This window comes from Pseudomonas sp. S2_F03 (genome assembly GCF_054668335.1).
On record NZ_CP162759.1, the window covers coordinates 3,828,360 to 3,846,224 of the forward strand.

General features: G+C 56.1%; 15 protein-coding genes. 5 read left to right on the plus strand and 10 right to left on the minus strand.

Features of this window, described 5'->3' with window-relative positions; translation table 11 throughout:
* Positions 1-70: 70 nt before the first annotated feature.
* From AB4N76_RS17850 to AB4N76_RS17880, 7 genes are all read right to left on the minus strand, one after another.
* Positions 71-631 (minus strand): VWA domain-containing protein, encoded by a 561-nt coding sequence (locus AB4N76_RS17850; protein ID WP_460164621.1) that lies wholly within the window; start codon positions 629-631, stop codon positions 71-73.
* Positions 513-2,093, minus strand: coding sequence for a hypothetical protein (locus AB4N76_RS17855; RefSeq protein ID WP_460163317.1), 1,581 nt, complete (start codon positions 2,091-2,093; stop codon positions 513-515). Before AB4N76_RS17855 ends, AB4N76_RS17850 begins: the two co-directional genes overlap by 119 nt.
* Positions 2,094-2,909 carry an AAA family ATPase gene (locus AB4N76_RS17860; protein ID WP_460163318.1) on the minus strand — a complete coding sequence of 272 codons (816 nt, stop codon included), beginning with the start codon at positions 2,907-2,909 and terminating at the stop codon, positions 2,094-2,096.
* The gene (locus tag AB4N76_RS17865; RefSeq protein WP_460163319.1) at positions 2,909-4,279 is read right to left on the minus strand and encodes a cbb3-type cytochrome c oxidase subunit I; all 1,371 of its coding nucleotides are present in this window, start codon (positions 4,277-4,279) and stop codon (positions 2,909-2,911) included. The genes AB4N76_RS17860 and AB4N76_RS17865 overlap by 1 nt, the downstream gene beginning before the upstream one ends.
* A 15-nt stretch (positions 4,280-4,294) precedes the next feature.
* Positions 4,295-5,155, minus strand: a complete 861-nt coding sequence (locus tag AB4N76_RS17870; RefSeq protein ID WP_460163320.1) for a c-type cytochrome — start codon at positions 5,153-5,155, stop codon at positions 4,295-4,297.
* 963 nt (positions 5,156-6,118) lie between these two features.
* On the minus strand, positions 6,119-6,274 hold the full coding sequence (locus tag AB4N76_RS17875) for a hypothetical protein (protein WP_460163321.1): 156 nt from the start codon (positions 6,272-6,274) through the stop codon (positions 6,119-6,121).
* A 329-nt stretch (positions 6,275-6,603) separates the two neighbouring features.
* A complete protein-coding gene (locus AB4N76_RS17880) occupies positions 6,604-6,954 on the minus strand; it encodes a hypothetical protein (RefSeq protein ID WP_046046003.1) in 351 nt (116 codons plus the stop codon).
* Positions 6,955-7,874: 920 nt separating this feature from the next.
* Here AB4N76_RS17880 and AB4N76_RS17885 point away from each other — a divergent pair.
* The gene (locus AB4N76_RS17885) at positions 7,875-8,243 is read left to right on the plus strand and encodes a cytochrome P450 (RefSeq protein WP_460163322.1); all 369 of its coding nucleotides are present in this window, start codon (positions 7,875-7,877) and stop codon (positions 8,241-8,243) included.
* Positions 8,244-8,449: 206 nt separating this feature from the next.
* On the opposite strand, the gene AB4N76_RS17890 is transcribed toward AB4N76_RS17885, so the two are convergent.
* A complete protein-coding gene (locus tag AB4N76_RS17890; RefSeq protein ID WP_460163323.1) occupies positions 8,450-8,650 on the minus strand; it encodes a hypothetical protein in 201 nt (66 codons plus the stop codon).
* The gene (gene norR / locus AB4N76_RS17895; protein WP_460163324.1) at positions 8,626-9,972 is read right to left on the minus strand and encodes a nitric oxide reductase transcriptional regulator NorR; all 1,347 of its coding nucleotides are present in this window, start codon (positions 9,970-9,972) and stop codon (positions 8,626-8,628) included. The genes AB4N76_RS17890 and norR overlap by 25 nt, the downstream gene beginning before the upstream one ends.
* Before the next feature lie 160 nt (positions 9,973-10,132).
* Between norR and norV the strand changes: the two genes are divergently transcribed.
* Both norV and norW read left to right on the plus strand, forming a co-directional pair.
* Complete coding sequence (gene norV, locus AB4N76_RS17900) at positions 10,133-11,575, plus strand: anaerobic nitric oxide reductase flavorubredoxin (protein WP_046046006.1); 1,443 nt, start codon at positions 10,133-10,135, stop codon at positions 11,573-11,575.
* Positions 11,572-12,705: an NADH:flavorubredoxin reductase NorW gene (gene norW, locus AB4N76_RS17905; protein ID WP_460163325.1), complete on the plus strand. Its 1,134-nt coding sequence runs from the start codon at positions 11,572-11,574 to the stop codon at positions 12,703-12,705. The genes norV and norW overlap by 4 nt, the downstream gene beginning before the upstream one ends.
* Before the next feature lie 311 nt (positions 12,706-13,016).
* Here norW and AB4N76_RS17910 read toward each other — a convergent pair whose 3' ends face one another.
* The gene (locus AB4N76_RS17910; protein WP_460163326.1) at positions 13,017-13,364 is read right to left on the minus strand and encodes a hypothetical protein; all 348 of its coding nucleotides are present in this window, start codon (positions 13,362-13,364) and stop codon (positions 13,017-13,019) included.
* A 199-nt stretch (positions 13,365-13,563) separates the two neighbouring features.
* Here AB4N76_RS17910 and AB4N76_RS17915 point away from each other — a divergent pair, with 199 nt between their 5' ends.
* On the plus strand, positions 13,564-14,766 hold the full coding sequence (locus AB4N76_RS17915; protein WP_460163327.1) for a cytochrome P450: 1,203 nt from the start codon (positions 13,564-13,566) through the stop codon (positions 14,764-14,766).
* A 903-nt stretch (positions 14,767-15,669) separates the two neighbouring features.
* Positions 15,670-17,796, plus strand: a complete 2,127-nt coding sequence (nosR, locus tag AB4N76_RS17920; protein WP_460164622.1) for a transcriptional regulator NosR — start codon at positions 15,670-15,672, stop codon at positions 17,794-17,796.
* The last annotated feature ends 69 nt before the right edge of the window (positions 17,797-17,865 follow it).

The following is a 17,865-nucleotide window of genomic DNA, read 5'->3' on the forward strand; positions in this document are numbered from 1 at the left end:
CTGACGGGAGACTCAGTCATGAGCCGAAAACCGCGTGCCGCGAAAAAACTTTGGCGGGGGCATCTCTAGTTCACGCTGATACCAGTCGTCTGATCCAGTCCAGCAGCACACTGGGCAACAGTTCTGGTTTGTGCAGCAAGGCGTATTGCCGCGAGCCGAATACTGCTGGCAGGTAGTTCGCCGCCTGGCGGTCGATGGTCAAACAGAAGGGATAGATGCCTTGGAGCTTGGCTTCGGTCACGGCCTGACGCGTGTCTTCCACCCCATAACGGCCTTCGTATTGGTCAACATCGTTCGGCTTGCCGTCGGAGAGCAGTAACAGAAGACGGTGCGTGGCGGCTTCGCGCATCAGCAATGTGCTGGCGTGGCGCAGGGCGGCGCCGGCCCGGGTATAGCGTTCCGGCTCAAGGGCTGCAATGCGCCGACCGACTTCATGGCTATAGCGCTCATCGAATGCTTTCAGGGTGCGGATCGTGACCCGCTCCGGCCCTTCGCCGGAAAACGCCAGCACGCTATAGGGCTCGCCCAGGCTCTCCAGCGCCACACAGACCAATAGCAACGCCTCGCGCTCGACATCGATGACCCGGCGATGGCAGGACAGCCAGCTGTCGGTGGAGCCGCTGACGTCGATCAGCAACATGATCGCCATGTCGCGCCGGCCACGGCGCTGGGTCTGATACAGCGCCTGCGGCATGCTCCAGGCCGGCACGGGCCTCGGCGCATCCGTCGATATACGCCTCCAGATCGATATCGTCGCCCTCCCATTGTTTGCGCAGCCTGACACGTTGGGCCCGTAGACTTTCGAATTGCCGGCGGATGGCATCGAGCACTGGACGGTGAGTGTCGAGGGTTCGCTCGACCCACTGTTGCGGGCCTTCCTGGGCGGGACACAGTCGCAGGGTCGCACCCGGATCACGGTAGACCTGGCGGCGGTAATCCCACTCGGGGTAGCTAATAGCATTGCTGGCGGGATCCTGCGCACCGCGCTGAGCGCGGGTCTGTGGCGGGTCGTCGGACAGCAGCACTTCTTTCGGGCGACCGGCCGTGATCACCAGTCGGGCTTCGTTGAGTTCGGCCAATGACTCGGCAAAATCAGCCGCCGGGGTGTCGGTATCCCGGTCGGCAGGGCGCTGCATTCCCATGGGGTCTTCGGCCTTTTCCAGCGGTTCGGCGGGCTGCACCATCCACAGGCCTTGTTCCTGATCGTCGTCCTCGCCGGTACAGGCTTCGCGCACAGTGGGCTGACGTGCGAGGCGGGCGCTGCGGGGCAGGGTATCGGCGGTGTCGATTTCGCCGGGCAAGGGCTGCACCTTCAAACCCACCGGCGGCTCGCGCAGGTCGCCGGTCCAGGCATCGAGCAGCAACAGATGAGCGCCGGGCCCGTGAGATTCGTCGATGGACAGGAGACGTCTTGCGAGGGTTTCTGACTGTTGCAGCGAGTCGGCCGTATTGGCGGGTATCTCCAGCCCTTCCAGAGGCGCGCCGCATTCGCTACTCAGCAGTAAACGAAGGAAGTTTTCCAAAGGTTGTCGATGATTGAGAAAAGCGTGAAGCGGCGGGCGAGTCGCCAGGGCATGTCGGCGCAAACCACGGATCGATGGCGCCAACCCCGGCAACAGTCGCACCAGATCCGTATCGGCGGCCCAGGCTTCCAGAAGCAGATAAACGCTGCGCTGCATCGGGTTGTCGAGGGCTGACAGGGCGCCGGCACTGCCTCGTCGGGCACGCATCGCCTGTTGCAAGGCCAGGGTTTTATAGCGTTGCAGTGTGAGCGGACCTTCGTGGCTGCCCACGTCCTCCGGCAGCCATATAGTTAGGCCATCGGTCGCCGGGACGGCGCTTTGCCGACACGGCTTTTCATGACGCAGCAAAAGCTTTTTCAGGAACGTGGGGGGCGAGGGTGGTTGCGCGACGCGCAGCGAATAGTGGGTGTCGAACACCGCCTTGATCAGTAAATCGAGGTGTTGTGCGACATCCCCGAGGGTGATGATTTTTGCAATGTCCGAAGGTGCCCGGTGACGACGCCACAACGCCTGTGCATACACCGTTGCATGGCGTGCGACATCGGTGATGAGGTCCTCGGCTTCGGCCATCTAGATAAACGTCAGGTCGACGAGGTCGCGCATGGCCGCGACCAGCACCGCCTCATCGGACAGCGGCGAGATCAACGCGACCCGGCACGCGGTGGGCGCAGCAATACCATGGGCAATCAGCCGCGCCGTGGCAATCAGCAGACGGGTGCTGGGGACTTCCGCCAGCCCTCGGTCCTGCAAGGCGCGCAGCCGCTGGGCGAGGGTGACCAGGGCGTGGGCGGTGGCGTAATCGGTTCCACCTTCATGGATGACGATGGCGATTTCGCGCTCGGCCGGCGGGAAGTCAAAATCCAGCGCCACAAAGCGCTGGCGGGTACTCGGTTTCAAATCCTTGAGAATGCGTTGGTAGCCGGGGTTGTAGGACACCACCAGCTGAAAGTGTGGTGAGGCTTCGAGGATCTCGCCGATTTTGTCCAGTGGCAGAATCCGTCGGTGGTCGGTCAACGGGTGCAGGACGACAATCGTGTCTTGCCGCGCTTCGACCACTTCGTCCAGGTAACAGATAGCGCCTTCGCGCACGGCTCGGGTCAGTGGGCCTTCCGTCCAATGGGTGCCTTGATGTCCTATCAGGAAACGCCCGACCAGGTCGCTGGCACTCAGATCGTCATGGCAGGAAATAGTGATCAACGGGCGTTTGAGTCGCCACGCCATGTGTTCGACAAAACGGGTCTTGCCACAACCGGTGGGTCCTTTGAGCATAACGGCCAGTTGCTGAGCATGGCATTGCTCGAAAATCGCCACCTCGTCGCCGCTGGGCTGGTAATAGGGTTCAGCTTGCAGCGCTGCGGGTTCGGCGTGCATCAGCGAACGCTCCATCACAACGCCGCGCCTGAGGCTCGAGGTGTGGCCAGGACCGGATCGGCTTCATCGACATTGAAGTCCGACGCATGGCGGAAAAATTCGAAGATGAACAGTCCGGCACCCAGGCTGAACATCGACGCCGTCGCCACCAGCATCAGGAAATGCACCTGAATCTTCAGCTGCACATCCAGGTAGCCCAGGCCGAGAATGCGCTCCAGGTACACCTGACCAATGCCCGCTGTGGCAAATGACAGGGTCATGCCGAACATTCCCCCCAACTGCAGCCAGAACGCCCAGTAACCGATACTGCTTTCCTCCACCGGGCGACGGGTCATGCCGGGCAACGCATAGGTGATCATCGCCAGGACAATCATGGCGTAGGCGCCATAGAAGGCCGCGTGGCCATGCATGGCGGTAATCAGGGTGCCGTGGGTCCACTTGTTGACGTCGGGGAAGGTGTGGGCCAACCCCAGCAGACCGGCGCCAAACATGGTGAAAACCGCACTGCCCAAGGTCCAGTGCAAGGCCAGTTTGTTCGGGTGAGAGAGGCCGGAGCGGCGCATCGCGTTGTAGGCATAGATCGCCATGCCTATCAGCGCCAGCGGCTCAAGCGCACTGAAAAAGCCACCCAGTGGCAGCCAGTAATGGGGGACGCCGATCCAGTAATAATGGTGGGCGGTGCCCAGAATGCCGGCAATGAACACCAGGCCGACGATCACGTACAGCCACTTCTCCATCACCTCGCGGTCAGCGCCGGACAGCCGGATCAGCAGATAGGCAAGAAAGCCGCCCTGGATCATCTCCCAGACACCTTCGACCCACAGGTGGATGGTCCACCAGCGGTAATAAATCGACACCACGTAATTTTCATAGTGCAGCAACGCCGGCAGAAAGAGCACGGCGGCGCTGGCCAGGCCGAGCAGCAGGACGCCCTCAGTGGCGGTGAAACGCCCGGCTTTCTTGATGGTCATGCCGATGTTGTAGAGAAACATCAGCATGCAAATCACGATCACGATCTTGTGGGGCAGCGGCTGTTCGAGCAGCTTGTTCCCGGTGCCATAACCGAACAGGTAACCCAGAACGGCGGTGACACCCATGGCCGTCCACAACCCGAGCTGGATGTAGGCCAGCTTGGTGCTGTGCAGCTCGCCACGGGACTCGTCCGGCACCATCCAGTAGGTCGCCCCCATGAACCCGGTCAGCACCCAGACGATCAACAAATTGGTGTGAATGGACTTGGTGACATCGAATGGCAAGAGGTTCAGCAGCGGATCCGGCCCGAGGTATTTCGCCGCCGAGAGCAGGCCGAAGACCAGTTGCAGGCCAAACAACACCATGGCAACGGCGAAATACCAGTAGGCGACGGATTGAGATCTGTAGCGCATGGTCATCCCCTGCGGTTACTGGAACGACGCCAGATAGGCGACCAGTTGATCGATCTGTTCGGGCGTTAGCGATTTGGCGAAGGTGTCCGGCATGAAGGACATGCCGTTGGCGGAAAACATGTCGCCCGGATGCAGGTAAACACTCGGCGTGACGATGGATTCGCGGATGAAACCTTCGGCGTCCTTGGCCTTGCCCTTGTAGTCAGGCGAGGCGATGACCTGCTTGGCGCGGCTGGCCAACCCGGCCAGTGATGGCCCGGCGAGGTTGACGCCCGGCGCAATCGAGTGGCAAGCGCTGCACACCGGCGTTGCGGTCGTTCGAAACAACGCCTCGCCCAGGGCGATCGGGTCTTCCTTGCCGGACACCGGGCGAGCGGCGGGAGGTGGTTGGTCGCCGCCGGTGGCATTCTGCTGTGCCACGGTGAGGTCCATGCCGGGGATGGACGCACCGGTCACCAGAATCGGGCGCGGCGGCCAGCCTTGATTGTCGACCTTGCTCACCCAGTCGAGGAAGGCGATCAAATCGGCGATTTCCTCATCGCCGAGTTTCAGGTTCGGCATCAGTCTGCGATGACGTTTCTCGTCATAGAACTTTGAGGGGTCTTTGAGGAACGCAGTGAGATAAGGGGCGCCGCGCTGCTGGGTGATTTTCGTCAGGTCCGGGGCGTAATAAGCCCCCTCGCCGAACAGGGTGTGGCAATTGATGCAATTGTATTGATGCCAGACATCCTTGCCGCGAGTCACCTGCGGCGTGATCTGTTGAGCGTTGGTCAGTGTGGGAAACTGCCGGTGACTATCAACGGTCATGCCCAGAAACACCACAGCGGCGATCGCCGTCGATATCAGCGCGAATGAGCGTGTCTGGCGTTTGTTCATTGCGAACTCCCTATACGCCGATGCCGGTCCAATAGGTGATGCCGATCACTCCGGCATAGACGACCGCGCTGGCCATCAGCACGAGCACTGCATAGCTGACGAGCTTCAATACGTTGTGCACGGCTGCCTCCCGAATGGAAAGTGCAGGTGGAAAGTTTCTGGAATAGCGCTCTGCCGGGTAGGTATTAATCAATAGGAAGAGCGTTATGCGCATGCGCAGCGGCTTTGCGGTGCTCGGAACGAGGCAGGCTACCTCGACTTCTGCTGCACTGACGATTGCCTGAGTCAGGATTCGAATAGCCGAGAAAGGGCACTAATTATTAACGATACCAGGCGCTGTTATTTGAGTGCCGTGGTTCAAATTGGGAAATTGAATGATCTTGAGGTTAGTAGACTTCACATGGCTGTCAAGAAATTGAATAAAATTTTAACCAGTCGTAGTGGCAGTCACACAGAAGAAATTGAAATAATCGAGGCGAAGCAAATGATCAGCGTATCTCTATCGAGGGCGGAGGTGCATGGTATTCAGTCATGATCAACCGTAAGTGCTCGATGGCGTCATGATATTTGAGATCGGTATTTCGTCTCTTCTCATGATACTGGCTGAAAACTTCCAATCCAGATAGAGCCGATCGAGAAGATCAAGGGCGGCGCAGTTCAAGCTATGTGCTTCGCTGAACATCTGATTGTTACGTTCAAGCAGCAGCTTTAGACATACTTCGGCTTGACCGGAAATCCAAGACCGGGCTATTGCATCTCCTGACGATTTATACGACCTCCAAAATGGTCGATAGCGTCGATCGTGTGGTGCGATTTCGAAACTGTCCGAGTTGTGAGCCCGCCATCGACGTACCTGCCGGACACCCAATCATCCGCCAGATGCCGACGGGGACAAGCGAACCCCCCAAAGGAGTCGCGGCCCGGTGAACGTTCTGGGTTCGGCTTTGGTTTTGGCTCGGCCCATCAGATGTATAACTTCCTGCCGCGATGGAGAAAGTTGTCAACTAAAATTCTACGATAGCAACGCCACAAAATGGTTTTCGAATACATGAGCGCGCATCGTTGGTCCTTACTGGGTGCCGACAACTGTAAAAAGCCATGTTCAAACTTTTCGGACAACGCATAGTCGGCATAGTTAAGTAAACTTTGGTTGATCCAAAATCAGTTAATGTTTAATGCCACGGTTATTTTCGAAATTCACCAAGCTCCGCTATTTGTATGTGACCGATTTTCTGCGTAGCGCATAAGGGCCAATCGACAACAAAGAGGATCATGCCTCAGGGTTGACCGGGCAGGCCATGGACGAAGACATCGAGTGGTGGGAATCTATTAGAAAGCTGATCGATCATCGAATTATTTAATAATACATTTCAAAAAACGACTTAAAAAAAGACCCGCAAGCGGGCCTAAAAAGCAGTTCTATCAGTTACATGAAACTGTTTCACTTCTTACTCCTCAGATGCCACCAGTCGCGCACCTTTACGCGTGACCTGCTGCCCGACTTCAAAACTCGCATTGGGTGAGCGCACCGTACTAATCTCGCCTTGCGCGTTTTTCACTTCATAAGCGGTTTCAGACTTGCCAATGCCTGCTTGTACCGCACTGCCGGCGAAAAAACCGGCAGTTGCGCCGACTATCGCACCAATCGGGCCGCCTGCCGCGCCAACCATCATTCCGGTCAAGGCGCCGAAACCTCTGCCAGCGGTTGTGTCGGGGACTTCACGGATTATCTGGTCTGCCTGGCACAGCGGAGACAGCAGTGTACATAGGGTAAAACTGAGCGCGATTGAACGAGTCATGACATTGTCCCTTTGGGTTGGCGTTAAGTTCACTATTCAATACACAAAACGAGCCAATAATTTTTTCGATTAATATCAAATGCTTAAGTAAATACATAGTCATTATGACCTAATGCGACAAAGGTCATAATGACAAATAAATAGTCAATTTGACTTCCCGACTGATAGCTTGTGCGTGTGTGTGCGTACATGGCTGGACGATTGGTACCCGATGAGTGACTTTGACATGTGGGCGCAGTATCAATGCTAGGGATATTCCGACGCCTCCAGTGCTCAACTAACATTTGTAAGTTGCAATACCGGTAAAGGCCTCAGTTCCGATAACAGTCGGGCAGGCTGTCTGGGTTTTAGGGATTGAGCCTTTTCTGTCGCCAGCATTGAGCAGTCATGTTCATTTTCAATCGTGTAAAGGGCCGGAGCACATCTCCTTCGCCCGGCCGATAAGGGCGACGCCGCGTATTGTTAAGTGGACGCAATTGCCCTAAACGCCAGTGCGCCAACTGGTGCTCAATACCAATGAGATTTGGAAAATCGTCGAGTAGATTGGCAAGAATCGGCGCCTACATAAAAAGAGTACCTTCGGTCTTCCGTGTCGGCCTAGGCGAGACAAGTCGACGGTGTCGGGGGTGTAAGCGCCGTCAAAATCAAGGAAAAGGATGTGCGAATTCCTCTGCACCGAGGTTTCTCTCGTAAGTGGCCCTCACCGAATAGCTTGGGCTCGATGGGTCATATCGTGTTTTAGCGCTCACTTCGCCGTCTCCGACCTTCTCTGCGGGAGCGGAGTCATTACTCTAAACACATGAGATTGCGTATCAACGAAAAGCTTAGGGGTCGTGCTGGGTAATTGCACAGACTTGCCCACCCACCACCCCCTAACGACTCATGCGGCTTCGCAGATGATCGATAGAGTCGCCCGTGCAATGCGATTTCGCAAGCTGGGCGGGCGTACGGTGGCGAAGGGTTCGCGTATCGCCCTCAACTGGGCGTCCGCCAATCGGGACGAAGCGGTCTTTGGGGATCCCGATGAATTTCGCCTCGACCGCGATCCCGAGCTGAACCTGCTCTATGGTGCCGGCATTCATGTCTGCCCCGGTGCACCGCTTGCAAGACTGGAGCTACGGATCGTGATGGAAGAACTGCTTGCACACACCAACCGGATCACACTGGCGCCGGATAAGGAACCGGTGAACGCGATTTTCCCTGCCAGCGGGTTTTCTTCTCTACCCCTGCGGATTCAGAAACCTTCTTCCCAAGCGTTGGGAGCCTGCCTGACCCCCGAGATCCGATGATCCCGGGACTGGCCTTTTATGCCGGACGGCGTAGGTGGCGAGACAGACATGTGGGTCAGCATGATTGACGTCAGCTTAGAGCGGGTAGTGCGTCGGGTAATGCAGCTTCGCGACGCCGGTGTCGGTAGCGGCCTTGACTGACCTGCAATCGGTCAGTCGATCACTGCTTAGTTCTGGCTGAATTGAGCCCTGATCGGCCGTGAGTGTTATTTCAAACCAAGCCGCTTCGCCAGTCGGTGCAGGTTGGCCACGTCCATATCCAGCATTCGAGCACAGGCAGACCATTTCCTTGCGCAATTATTCAGCGTGTTTTCAATCAGCTGACGTTGGAAGTCATCCGTCGCATCCCGCAGACCCTGGTCAACGCCGAGGGAAGGAACATCTAGAGCAACAGGCGTCGTATCCATCTGCTCGGGTACCTGATTGAAATGCTGTGCTTCAAGCAGCAGCTCGTCACTTTGCTGGGTCGCACGAGCAATGATTGTCGCTCGATAAACAGCATGCTCCAGTTCGCGAACGTTTCCGGCCACGAGTACTGTTTGAGCAACGACAGACAGTTGGCAGCTAGAGCCACCCGTTTCAATCCCATGCGTTCCCGGCTCTGCTCGCAGAAAAAACCTGCTAGCAACGTGATGTCCTGCTCACGCTCACGCAGTGGTGGTACATGCACAGGGAATACGCTTAAACGGTGGAACAGGTCTGCACGGAACCGATTGTTCATCACCTCCTGCTTCAGATCACGATTGGTCGCGGCAAGCACCCGTACGTTGACCCGCAAGACGTTATCGTCACCGACCCGTTGCAGGTCGCCGTATTGCAGTACCCGCAACAGTTTCGCCTGCAGATTCAGTGACAGTTCACCGATTTCGTCGAGAAACAGCGTGCCGTTATCAGCCATTTCGAACTTGCCGGTGCGATGATGGATAGCGCCTGTAAACGCCCCTTTAACATGGCCGAACAACTCACTCTCAGCCACTGATTCCGGCAGCGCAGCGCAGTTCAGATAGACCACAGACTGGCCAGCGCGTGATGAACCTTCATGTATGGCCTTGGCGACCAGCTCCTTGCCGACTCCGGTTTCTCCAGTGATCAAGACGTTCAGGTCGGAACCTGCCACCATTTCGATCTCTCTTTTCAACTGTTGCATGACTTCGCTGAGCCCGACCATTTCGGTGCCGGGTTTGCCCGCCGGGATATTACTGACGGAGAGAGGAGTAATGCTCTGACTTTCCAGTTGCTCCACCAGCAATGCATTGGTCAAGGCCGCAGACGCGAGGGCTCCCACCAGTCGCAGCTCTTCGTCGCTGAAGTGATCAAACTGTGCCGGGTCCATGCCATCGATCGTCAGCGCACCAATCAGTGTCTGGTCCGCGAACAATGGCAATCCGATGCAGGCATGCACTTTGAGGTCCTGCCGGCTCGGTATCAGTCCGTCATAGGGATCAGGCAAATGACTCTCTGCCGGAAAGCGCACCACGTCACCGGCGCGAGCGATGGCTTCCAGTCGCGGATGTGCATCAAGGCTGAAGCGACGCCCCAGAACATCCGGTGCCAGGCCGTCAATCGCCAGCGGACGGAACTGTCGCTGTTCATAACGCAACAAGGCAGAGGCGTCGCAACCCAGCAATTGGCGCAAGGTATTGATCAGACGTTGAAAGCGGTCCTGATGGGAAATGCCACTTTGCAACTGAATAGCGATGCGTGCCAGGGATTCAACGGAGAGACTCATGTTTTGTCACTTTGACAATGAATTAGTCATAAAGACAGTAATCGGACAATGTCATATTGACAATTGTTGTTTTATTTATCGTTTATAATCAATGGCTTGTGATCTGGCACGAACATTGCCAACTTCGGTGTAGAACATCATTTCTATACCGAGGTAGGTCATGTCAATTCACGTCAAGAACAACATTCATTGGGTGGGGCAGCGCGATTGGGAAGTGCGGGACTTTCATGGCACAGAATACAAATGCCACAAAGGTAGCAGTTACAACAGCTACCTGATTCGTGAAGAAAAGACAGTACTCATTGATACGGTTGATCACAGGTTCAGCCGGGAGTTCATACAGAACCTGGCGATGGAAATCGACCTGAACACGCTGGACTATATCGTCATCAATCATGCCGAGGAGGACCATGCGGGGGCGCTGACAGAGTTGATGTCGCTGATCCCGTATACGCCGATCTATTGCACCGCCAATGGCGTGGACTCGATCAACGGTCATCACCATCATCCAGAGTGGAATTTCCACGTCGTACATACCGGCGACACTCTGGATGTCGGCAATGGCAAACAGTTGGTTTTCGTGGAAACCCCGATGCTGCATTGGCCGGACAGCATGATGACGTACATGACAGGCGATGCCGTACTGTTCAGTAACGACGCCTTTGGCCAACATTACTGCGACGAACACCTGTTTAATGATGAAGTGGATCAAAACGAACTGTTCGATCAGTGCCAACGCTACTACGCTAACATCCTCACGCCATTCAGTCGCCTGGTCATTCCTAAGATTACCGAGATCCTCGGTTTCAATCTGCCGGTCGATATGATTGCCACCGCTCATGGCGTGGTGTGGCGTGACAATCCGACGCAGATTGTGCACCGCTATCTGGAATGGGCGGCGGATTATCAAGAGGACCGCATCACACTGTTCTACGACACCATGTCGAACAACACCCGCATGATGGCCGATGCTATCGCACAAGGCATCCATGAAGTCGATCCGGGTGTGGCTGTGAAGATTTTCAACGTTGCGCGCCACGACAAGAATGAGATTCTGACCAACGTGTTCCGCTCAAAAGGTGTTCTGGTGGGCTCGTCCACCATGAACAACGTCATGATGCCGAAAGTCGCCGCGCTGCTGGAGGAAATAACCGGGATGCGTTTTCGTAACAAAAAGGCTTCGGCGTTTGGCAGTTACGGCTGGAATGGCGGGGCGGTAGACCGTATCCAGACGCGCTTGATGGACGCTGGTTTTGAAACCACATTGGCGCTCAAAGCCAAGTGGCGGCCAGACGGTGACTCGCTTGAGGTTTGCCGAGCTCATGGCCGCGAAATCGCTCGGCAATGGGCGCTGCATTCATCGACGCAAGCACAAGTCGCACGACCTGCAGCCACCGCCACTGCCCAGGCAGAACCCATCGCGGACAACGGCCCGCGCATGCAGTGCAGTGTCTGCCAATGGATTTACGACCCGGCGATCGGGGAGCCGATGCAGGATGTGCAGGCCGCTACGGCCTGGAGTGATGTGCCTGATTACTTCCTGTGCCCTGAATGTTCACTGGGTAAATCGGTATTCGATGAGCTTGCATCGGAGGCGAAATGAACAAGGAAATCGTCATTGTGGGCTCCGGTTTCGCGGCTCGTCAGGTGGTCAAGAACTTGCGCAGGCTCGATGCAGCGGTGCCCATTCGGTTGATCGCCGCAGACAGTTGCGATGAGTACAACAAACCCGACCTGAGTCACGTCATCAGTCTCAATCAGACCGCGGACGACATGACTCGTCAGTCTGCGGCGGAGTTTGCCGAGATGTATCGGTTAACCCTGAATGCGGGTTGCCAGCTGACTGCAATTGATCGCGAAAACAAGCGTATCAACGCCGGCAGTGAGGCATTCAGCTACGACAAACTGATTCTTGCCACGGGTGCGCAAGCCATCGTTCCGCCGATTCCCGGACGGGAGTGGATGGTGACTTTGAACAGTCAGCAAGAATACCGTCATGCACAACATGCTCTGAGAGCGGCAGAGCGCGTACTGATCCTGGGGGCCGGCTTGATTGGCAGTGAACTGGCAATGGACGTCAATCGTGCCGGAAAGCAAGTGGTACTGATGGATAAGTCCTGCAGCCTGCTGGCATCGTTGCTGCCTGTTGAGGTGAGTAGCCGCTTGCAGCATCGGTTATGCCAGATGGGTGTCGAAATGGTGTTCAACCAGGCTTTGGAATCCATTGAAAAAAGAGACGATAGCCTGTTGGCGACTTTGTCCAATGGCCGGCACATCTCCACCGATGTGATCATTGCCTCAATCGGATTGAAACCTGATACGACGTTAGCGGCGCAGGCGGGCTTACGGGTTGATCGTGGCATTGAAGTTGATGAACGCATGTGCACCTCTGACCCACACATATTTGCCGTTGGCGATTGCGCGCAAATCCAAGGCAAGCTGCTGCCGTTTCTACAACCCATTCAGTTAAGCGCCATGACCCTGGCGCGTAATGTGCTGGGTGGCGATGAGCAAGTGAAGTTCCCGGCGATGCTGGTGAAGATCAAGACCCCGGAAATGCCGCTGCACCTGGCCGGAGAAACCAGCCGGAAGGACTTGCAATGGCAAATCAGCCTTGAGTCACAGGGGCTGGTAGCCAAAGGGCTGGACATGGCAGGGAAGCTACGGGCGTTCGTCGTCAGTGAAGACCAAATGAAGCAGGCCTTTGCATTGCTGCGTCAACTCGCGTTGTAAATCAAACAGGCAGAGCTCAACCGGTTCGCCCAATCGAGTTGGCGATCGCCAGAAATCATGGACTTGATATTGATCAACGATGCAGACAATCAATTGGCGCGATCATTGGTGACTCCGCAATGACCTGGGTAAAGGCCGATCACGCCCAGGATGCCATCGCCGAGATTGAAATGGCCCAGGCTGACATCGCGCGCCTGCCGCTGTTTTCGACGCAATAGCTGAGGGGCTGCTGAGGCTTGACCAGATCGAGAAGGTAAATAATCAGGGCTTTAACGTTCAAGGCCCACGTTGAGGGCCCTGGTTATTTGGAGTTAAAAAGGGAGCGGCAGGGGGAAGGCCATGGCATTCAGATGGCTCAGGAAGAGAAATCCCGAAACCAATACCGCATTGATCGACCAGGCCACCGTGAGGAAACGAGCGATCTGACCGTAGAGGGGGTCACGGACATTATCCGCATTGCGCCATACAGCATTCAGCATGCAAGCGGTGTAGCCCACAAAACCCAGCAGCATCAGACCGAACAGGGAGGGGGCAACTTTGTTGAAGGCGACCAGGATCAGGCCAAACAGTACATTGCTGAGCACTACGCCGTAGAGCCAGAACACCACCCACAGCGCAGTGCTGCCCTGCGAGTTTAACCACTGCTGAAGCTTGCTCATCACATCTCCCTGGCCAGCTGGTGGCCCGATTTTCCTACAAGCCCGTACAGACTTCACCCGGGTGATGCCGACGTAGTGGACATCGTGCACGGTTTCAGTCTAGCGGGCTTTTCCGACATATCCCGACCGAGTACGGGTAGGTCGACAAACCTTGCTACCCTGATTCCGGATTCAGCGGGACGGGTTTATGGAGTAAACGATGGACAAGAAATCACAACCTGATTGGGATCCCAGGTCTGAAGCCGTGTTAAAGGATCAGACGACCGCCTACGACGACATGCGCCACCGTTGCCCGGTCGCATACAGTCAATATGGCTATACGTCCTTATTCAGGCATGAGGATGTGCTGCGCGTACTTAAGGATCATGAAACCTTCAGTAATGCCGTCTCGCGTTTCCCCTCGGTCCCCAATGGCATGGATCCGCCCGAGCATACGGTGTACCGGAGCCTCATCGAGCCTTATTTCAGCCCAGAGCGTATGGATGCCTTTGCCCCAGGGTGCCGTGATATAGCTGTTCGTCTGGTGCGGGCGTTGCCGGATGAAGGCCCTTGCGAACTGATAGGGGAATTTTCCCAGATCTTTGCGTTGCAGATCCAGTGTGCCTGGCTGGGCTGGCCGGCCGATCTTCATGAACCGCTGCGCCTGTGGACGCTGAAGAATCACTCGGCCACGCTGGCCAGAGACGACGCTGCCCTGCGTGCCGTGGCCCTCGAGTTTGACGGTTACATCAAGGATCTGCTGGACGTGCGCCGTACAGCCGGCGCTGCTGCGCCGAACGACATCACAACCATCTTGCTACGTGATCAGTCCTTGGGAAGGCCTCTGACAGACGACGAGATCGTCAGCATTTTACGTAACTGGACGGTCGGCGAACTCGGAACCATTTCCGCCTCAGTCGGCATTCTCGCGCATTATCTGGCCATCAACTCCGGGTGGCAGCAGCAATTGCGCGAACAACCCGCGCTGTTACCTGCCGCCATCGATGAAATACTGCGTATTCATGCACCGCTGATCATGAACCGTCGGGTGACTACGAAACAGGTCACGCTGGGCCAGCGCACGCTGGCGAAGGGTTCGCGTATCGCCCTCAATTGGGCGTCCGCCAATCGGGACGAAGCGGTCTTTGGGGATCCCGATGAATTGCGCCTCGACCGCGATCCCGAGCTGAACCTGCTCTATGGTGCCGGGATTCATGTCTGCCCCGGTGCACCGCTTGCAAGACTGGAGCTACGGATCGTGATGGAAGAACTGCTTGCACGCACCAACCGGATCACACTGGCGCCGGATAAGGAACCGGTGAACGCGTTTTTTCCTGCCAGCGGATTTTCTTCTCTACCCCTGCGGATTCAGAAACCTTCTTCCCAAGCGTTGGGAGCCTGTCTGACCCCCGAGATCCGATGATCCCGGGACTGGCCTTTTATGCTGGACGGCGTAGGTGGCGGGACAGACATGTGGGGCGGATGAAGCCCGCATCATGGAGTCAGAGCAAGTAGCCAATGCCCCGTGCGCATTGGTTGTCCTTCATTCCAGCGTGGAGGTGCAGCTGTCGGCGCTGATTGAAAACTGACCCATGGGCTGACGTGAGACTTCTCCGCCAGTTGGAGCCACACTCGAATGGCTCAGATGTCTCTGACTCGGAGCGCAGCCTTGTGCCCGACGAGCTTTCCCTTGTTCCAAGGCCGATGGCTGTCCAAGTTAAACACTATCGTGCCGGACATAATTAGCAGCGTTACGAAAGTGTTAATTGATTCAAGTTTGCTATTTTGACGATTTCTTAAGTTGCTGTGGTTTTTGCTGAATATTAAATGTCAGGTGTTGTGGTGATAGATCATTGATGTCGGCTGATAGATTTTCTAGTCGCCGCGATCAAAATCCATATAGCGGTAACTATTTAATCTGGGACGGACGGGAGCAACGCCGTTAGACGAAAAAGCTATAACTCATAGACTGGCCTGCTCATTTTGCATGCGAAGGTCGACTCTCTTATGCCCTTGATGCTTGACTCGGCGTGTTGGGGGGGGCGCGTTGCGTTGATGTTTAACTGGTGTGAAAACGCAAATAAATTAATACTGAACTATTACTGTTTTACAAGAATGAAACTTTTCGAATTCTGCGGGTTGAATCTGTTTGCTATGTTCGTGTGTAAGGAGGACTGTTGAGAGCATAAATCCAATAAAGAGGCGTCCGAGCTTAAATGTTTCCTTCTGGTCATTCAGTAGGGATCGAAAGCTCAGTGAACCCATGATTATTCCTGCGCGCACAAAATCCGGTTATCCGCACCCATTCAACTATGGGCAAATACTGATGCTGGTCATGCTGTTTTGTGCCTGCCTTGGATTGCAAGCGAAGGAATACGGCGGACTGGAGCAGCAGCGGATAGAAAAAACCTTTCCTGGCAGCGATAGCCTTTCAGAGCCTGACGGCGAGTTCAAGGTTCGCACCATCAGCACCGGAAAAACGTTGCTCGGTTATGTGTTCCAGAGTCAGGACGTGGTGGATATTCCCGCCTATTCGGGCAAACCGATCAACATGCAGGTCATCCTCGATACCCACGGTGTTATTCAAGATGCCTATGTGCTGGAACACCATGAGCCGATTCTGCTGATCGGCATTCCCGTGGAAAAGCTTCATGCCTTCGATGCCAAATACAAAGGGATCAAGGCCGACCGAAGGGTGGTCGTCGGTCACTCCAGTGATCCAGAGGCGGTGACCGTCGATGGGATCGCTGGAGCGACGGTGACCGTCATGGTGGTCAACGAGATCATCATGCGCGCTGCGCACAAGGTGGCCGTATCGCTCAAGCTGATTGAGGACAAGGGCGGCGCAAACCAAAAGCCCGCCACGGTGCGCCAGGACTTTTACGAACCCGCCACCTGGGAACAACTGACTGGCAACGGCGCCATCCGCCGCTTGAACCTGACCCGTGGCCAGGTCGACGCCGCCTTCAAGGGCACCGAAGCCGAAGGCGTCGACAACGCCGCCGCCGATCAGGTTGATGAGACCTTTATCGAGCTGTACACCGCTGATTTGAACCCGCCAGCCATCGGTCGCAATTTGCTGGGCGACAATCAGTATCGTTTCCTCATGCAGGACCTCAAGCCCGGCGAGCAGGCCATCGCGGTGCTGGGGCGCGGCCAGTATTCCTATAAAGGCTCGGGGTACGTGCGCGGCGGGATTTTCGATCGGGTGCAATTGCGCCAGTTCGGCAACGTCATCAGCTTTCGCGACATGGACCATCAGCGGCTCTCCGACGTGTTTGCCAAGGGCATGCCGGAATTCACTGAAATGTCGATTTTCATTGTGCGCGAACTGGCGAAGTTTGATCCGGGATCGCCCTGGTCCCTGGAGTTGCTGGTACGTCGCCAGACCGGCGCGGTCAACGGCGTGTTCAGTAGCTTCGAGTTGTCTTACCAACTGCCCGAGCAATACCTGTTGCGTCCACCGCCCAGCGCCGAAGAACTGGCCGCCATCGAGGTTGCCAACAGACCGACGTGGGTCAATATCTGGTACCAGAAAGCGTTTCAGATCGGGATCTTATGCACGGCCCTGGCTGTGTTGATGGTGATTTTGTTCCTGCAGGACACCTTCACCAAATACCCGCGCTTCCTCCATTGGCTGCGTCGCGTCTATTTGGTCTTCACCGTGGTGTTCATCGGCTGGTACGCCCTGGGGCAGATTTCAGTGGTCAATGTCCTGACCTTCGCCCATGCCTTGTTTGAAAACTTTCGCTGGGAACTGTTTCTCACTGACCCGATTGTGTTCATCCTCTGGACCTTTACCGCCGCCAGCATTCTGCTCTGGGGGCGAGGGGTGTTTTGTGGCTGGCTGTGCCCCTTCGGCGCCTTGCAGGAACTGATCAACGAAGCCTCGCGCAAACTCAAGGTGCCGCAATTTGAATTGCCGTTTGCGTTGCATGAACGCTTGTGGGCCGTGAAGTACATCATTCTGCTGGTGTTATTCGGCATCTCCCTGGAGTCGATGACCACCGCCGAGCAATTTGCCGAGGTCGAACCGTTCAAGACCGCCATCACCCTCAAGTTCGATCGCCAGTGGTGGTTCGTGGCCTACGCGGTGGCGCTGCTGGTAATCAACATCTTTACCCGTAAAGTCTATTGCCGCTACGTCTGTCCGTTGGGCGCGGCGCTGGCGATCCCCAGCAAGCTGCGGCTGTTCGACTGGCTCAAACGCCGCAAGGAATGCGGCACGCCCTGCCAGCTGTGCGCCAAGGAATGCGAGATCCAGGCGATTCACCCGGATGGCCACATCAACGCCAACGAGTGCCATTACTGCCTCGATTGCCAGATGACCTATCACAACGAAAACAAATGCCCGCCACTGATACTCAAGAACAAGCGCAAGACACGGGACAAACCAGCCCCCGTGCCAGCGCACGCCGACTTGATTCCAGTGGTGCAAGTGTTCGAACCCTGACCCGCCCTTGCAGCACGCGAGGGATCAAGGATTGACCGAGCTTATTTTTATCTGCCTCCGATGGAGCAA

What these genes read in the sequence shown, in the direction of transcription:
- AB4N76_RS17890 (WP_460163323.1), bottom strand. Translation starts at nt 8,650, where the DNA reads ATGGATACGACGCCTGTTGCTCTAGATGTTCCTTCCCTCGGCGTTGAC.
- AB4N76_RS17870 (WP_460163320.1), bottom strand. Translation starts at nt 5,155, where the DNA reads ATGAACAAACGCCAGACACGCTCATTCGCGCTGATATCGACGGCGATC.
- norR (WP_460163324.1), bottom strand. Translation starts at nt 9,972, where the DNA reads ATGAGTCTCTCCGTTGAATCCCTGGCACGCATCGCTATTCAGTTGCAA.
- nosR (WP_460164622.1), top strand. Translation starts at nt 15,670, where the DNA reads ATGCTGGTCATGCTGTTTTGTGCCTGCCTTGGATTGCAAGCGAAGGAA.
- AB4N76_RS17880 (WP_046046003.1), bottom strand. Translation starts at nt 6,954, where the DNA reads ATGACTCGTTCAATCGCGCTCAGTTTTACCCTATGTACACTGCTGTCT.
- norW (WP_460163325.1), top strand. Translation starts at nt 11,572, where the DNA reads ATGAACAAGGAAATCGTCATTGTGGGCTCCGGTTTCGCGGCTCGTCAG.
- AB4N76_RS17855 (WP_460163317.1), bottom strand. Translation starts at nt 2,093, where the DNA reads ATGGCCGAAGCCGAGGACCTCATCACCGATGTCGCACGCCATGCAACG.
- AB4N76_RS17865 (WP_460163319.1), bottom strand. Translation starts at nt 4,279, where the DNA reads ATGCGCTACAGATCTCAATCCGTCGCCTACTGGTATTTCGCCGTTGCC.
- AB4N76_RS17910 (WP_460163326.1), bottom strand. Translation starts at nt 13,364, where the DNA reads ATGAGCAAGCTTCAGCAGTGGTTAAACTCGCAGGGCAGCACTGCGCTG.
- AB4N76_RS17885 (WP_460163322.1), top strand. Translation starts at nt 7,875, where the DNA reads ATGCGATTTCGCAAGCTGGGCGGGCGTACGGTGGCGAAGGGTTCGCGT.
- norV (WP_046046006.1), top strand. Translation starts at nt 10,133, where the DNA reads ATGTCAATTCACGTCAAGAACAACATTCATTGGGTGGGGCAGCGCGAT.
- AB4N76_RS17860 (WP_460163318.1), bottom strand. Translation starts at nt 2,909, where the DNA reads ATGGAGCGTTCGCTGATGCACGCCGAACCCGCAGCGCTGCAAGCTGAA.
- AB4N76_RS17915 (WP_460163327.1), top strand. Translation starts at nt 13,564, where the DNA reads ATGGACAAGAAATCACAACCTGATTGGGATCCCAGGTCTGAAGCCGTG.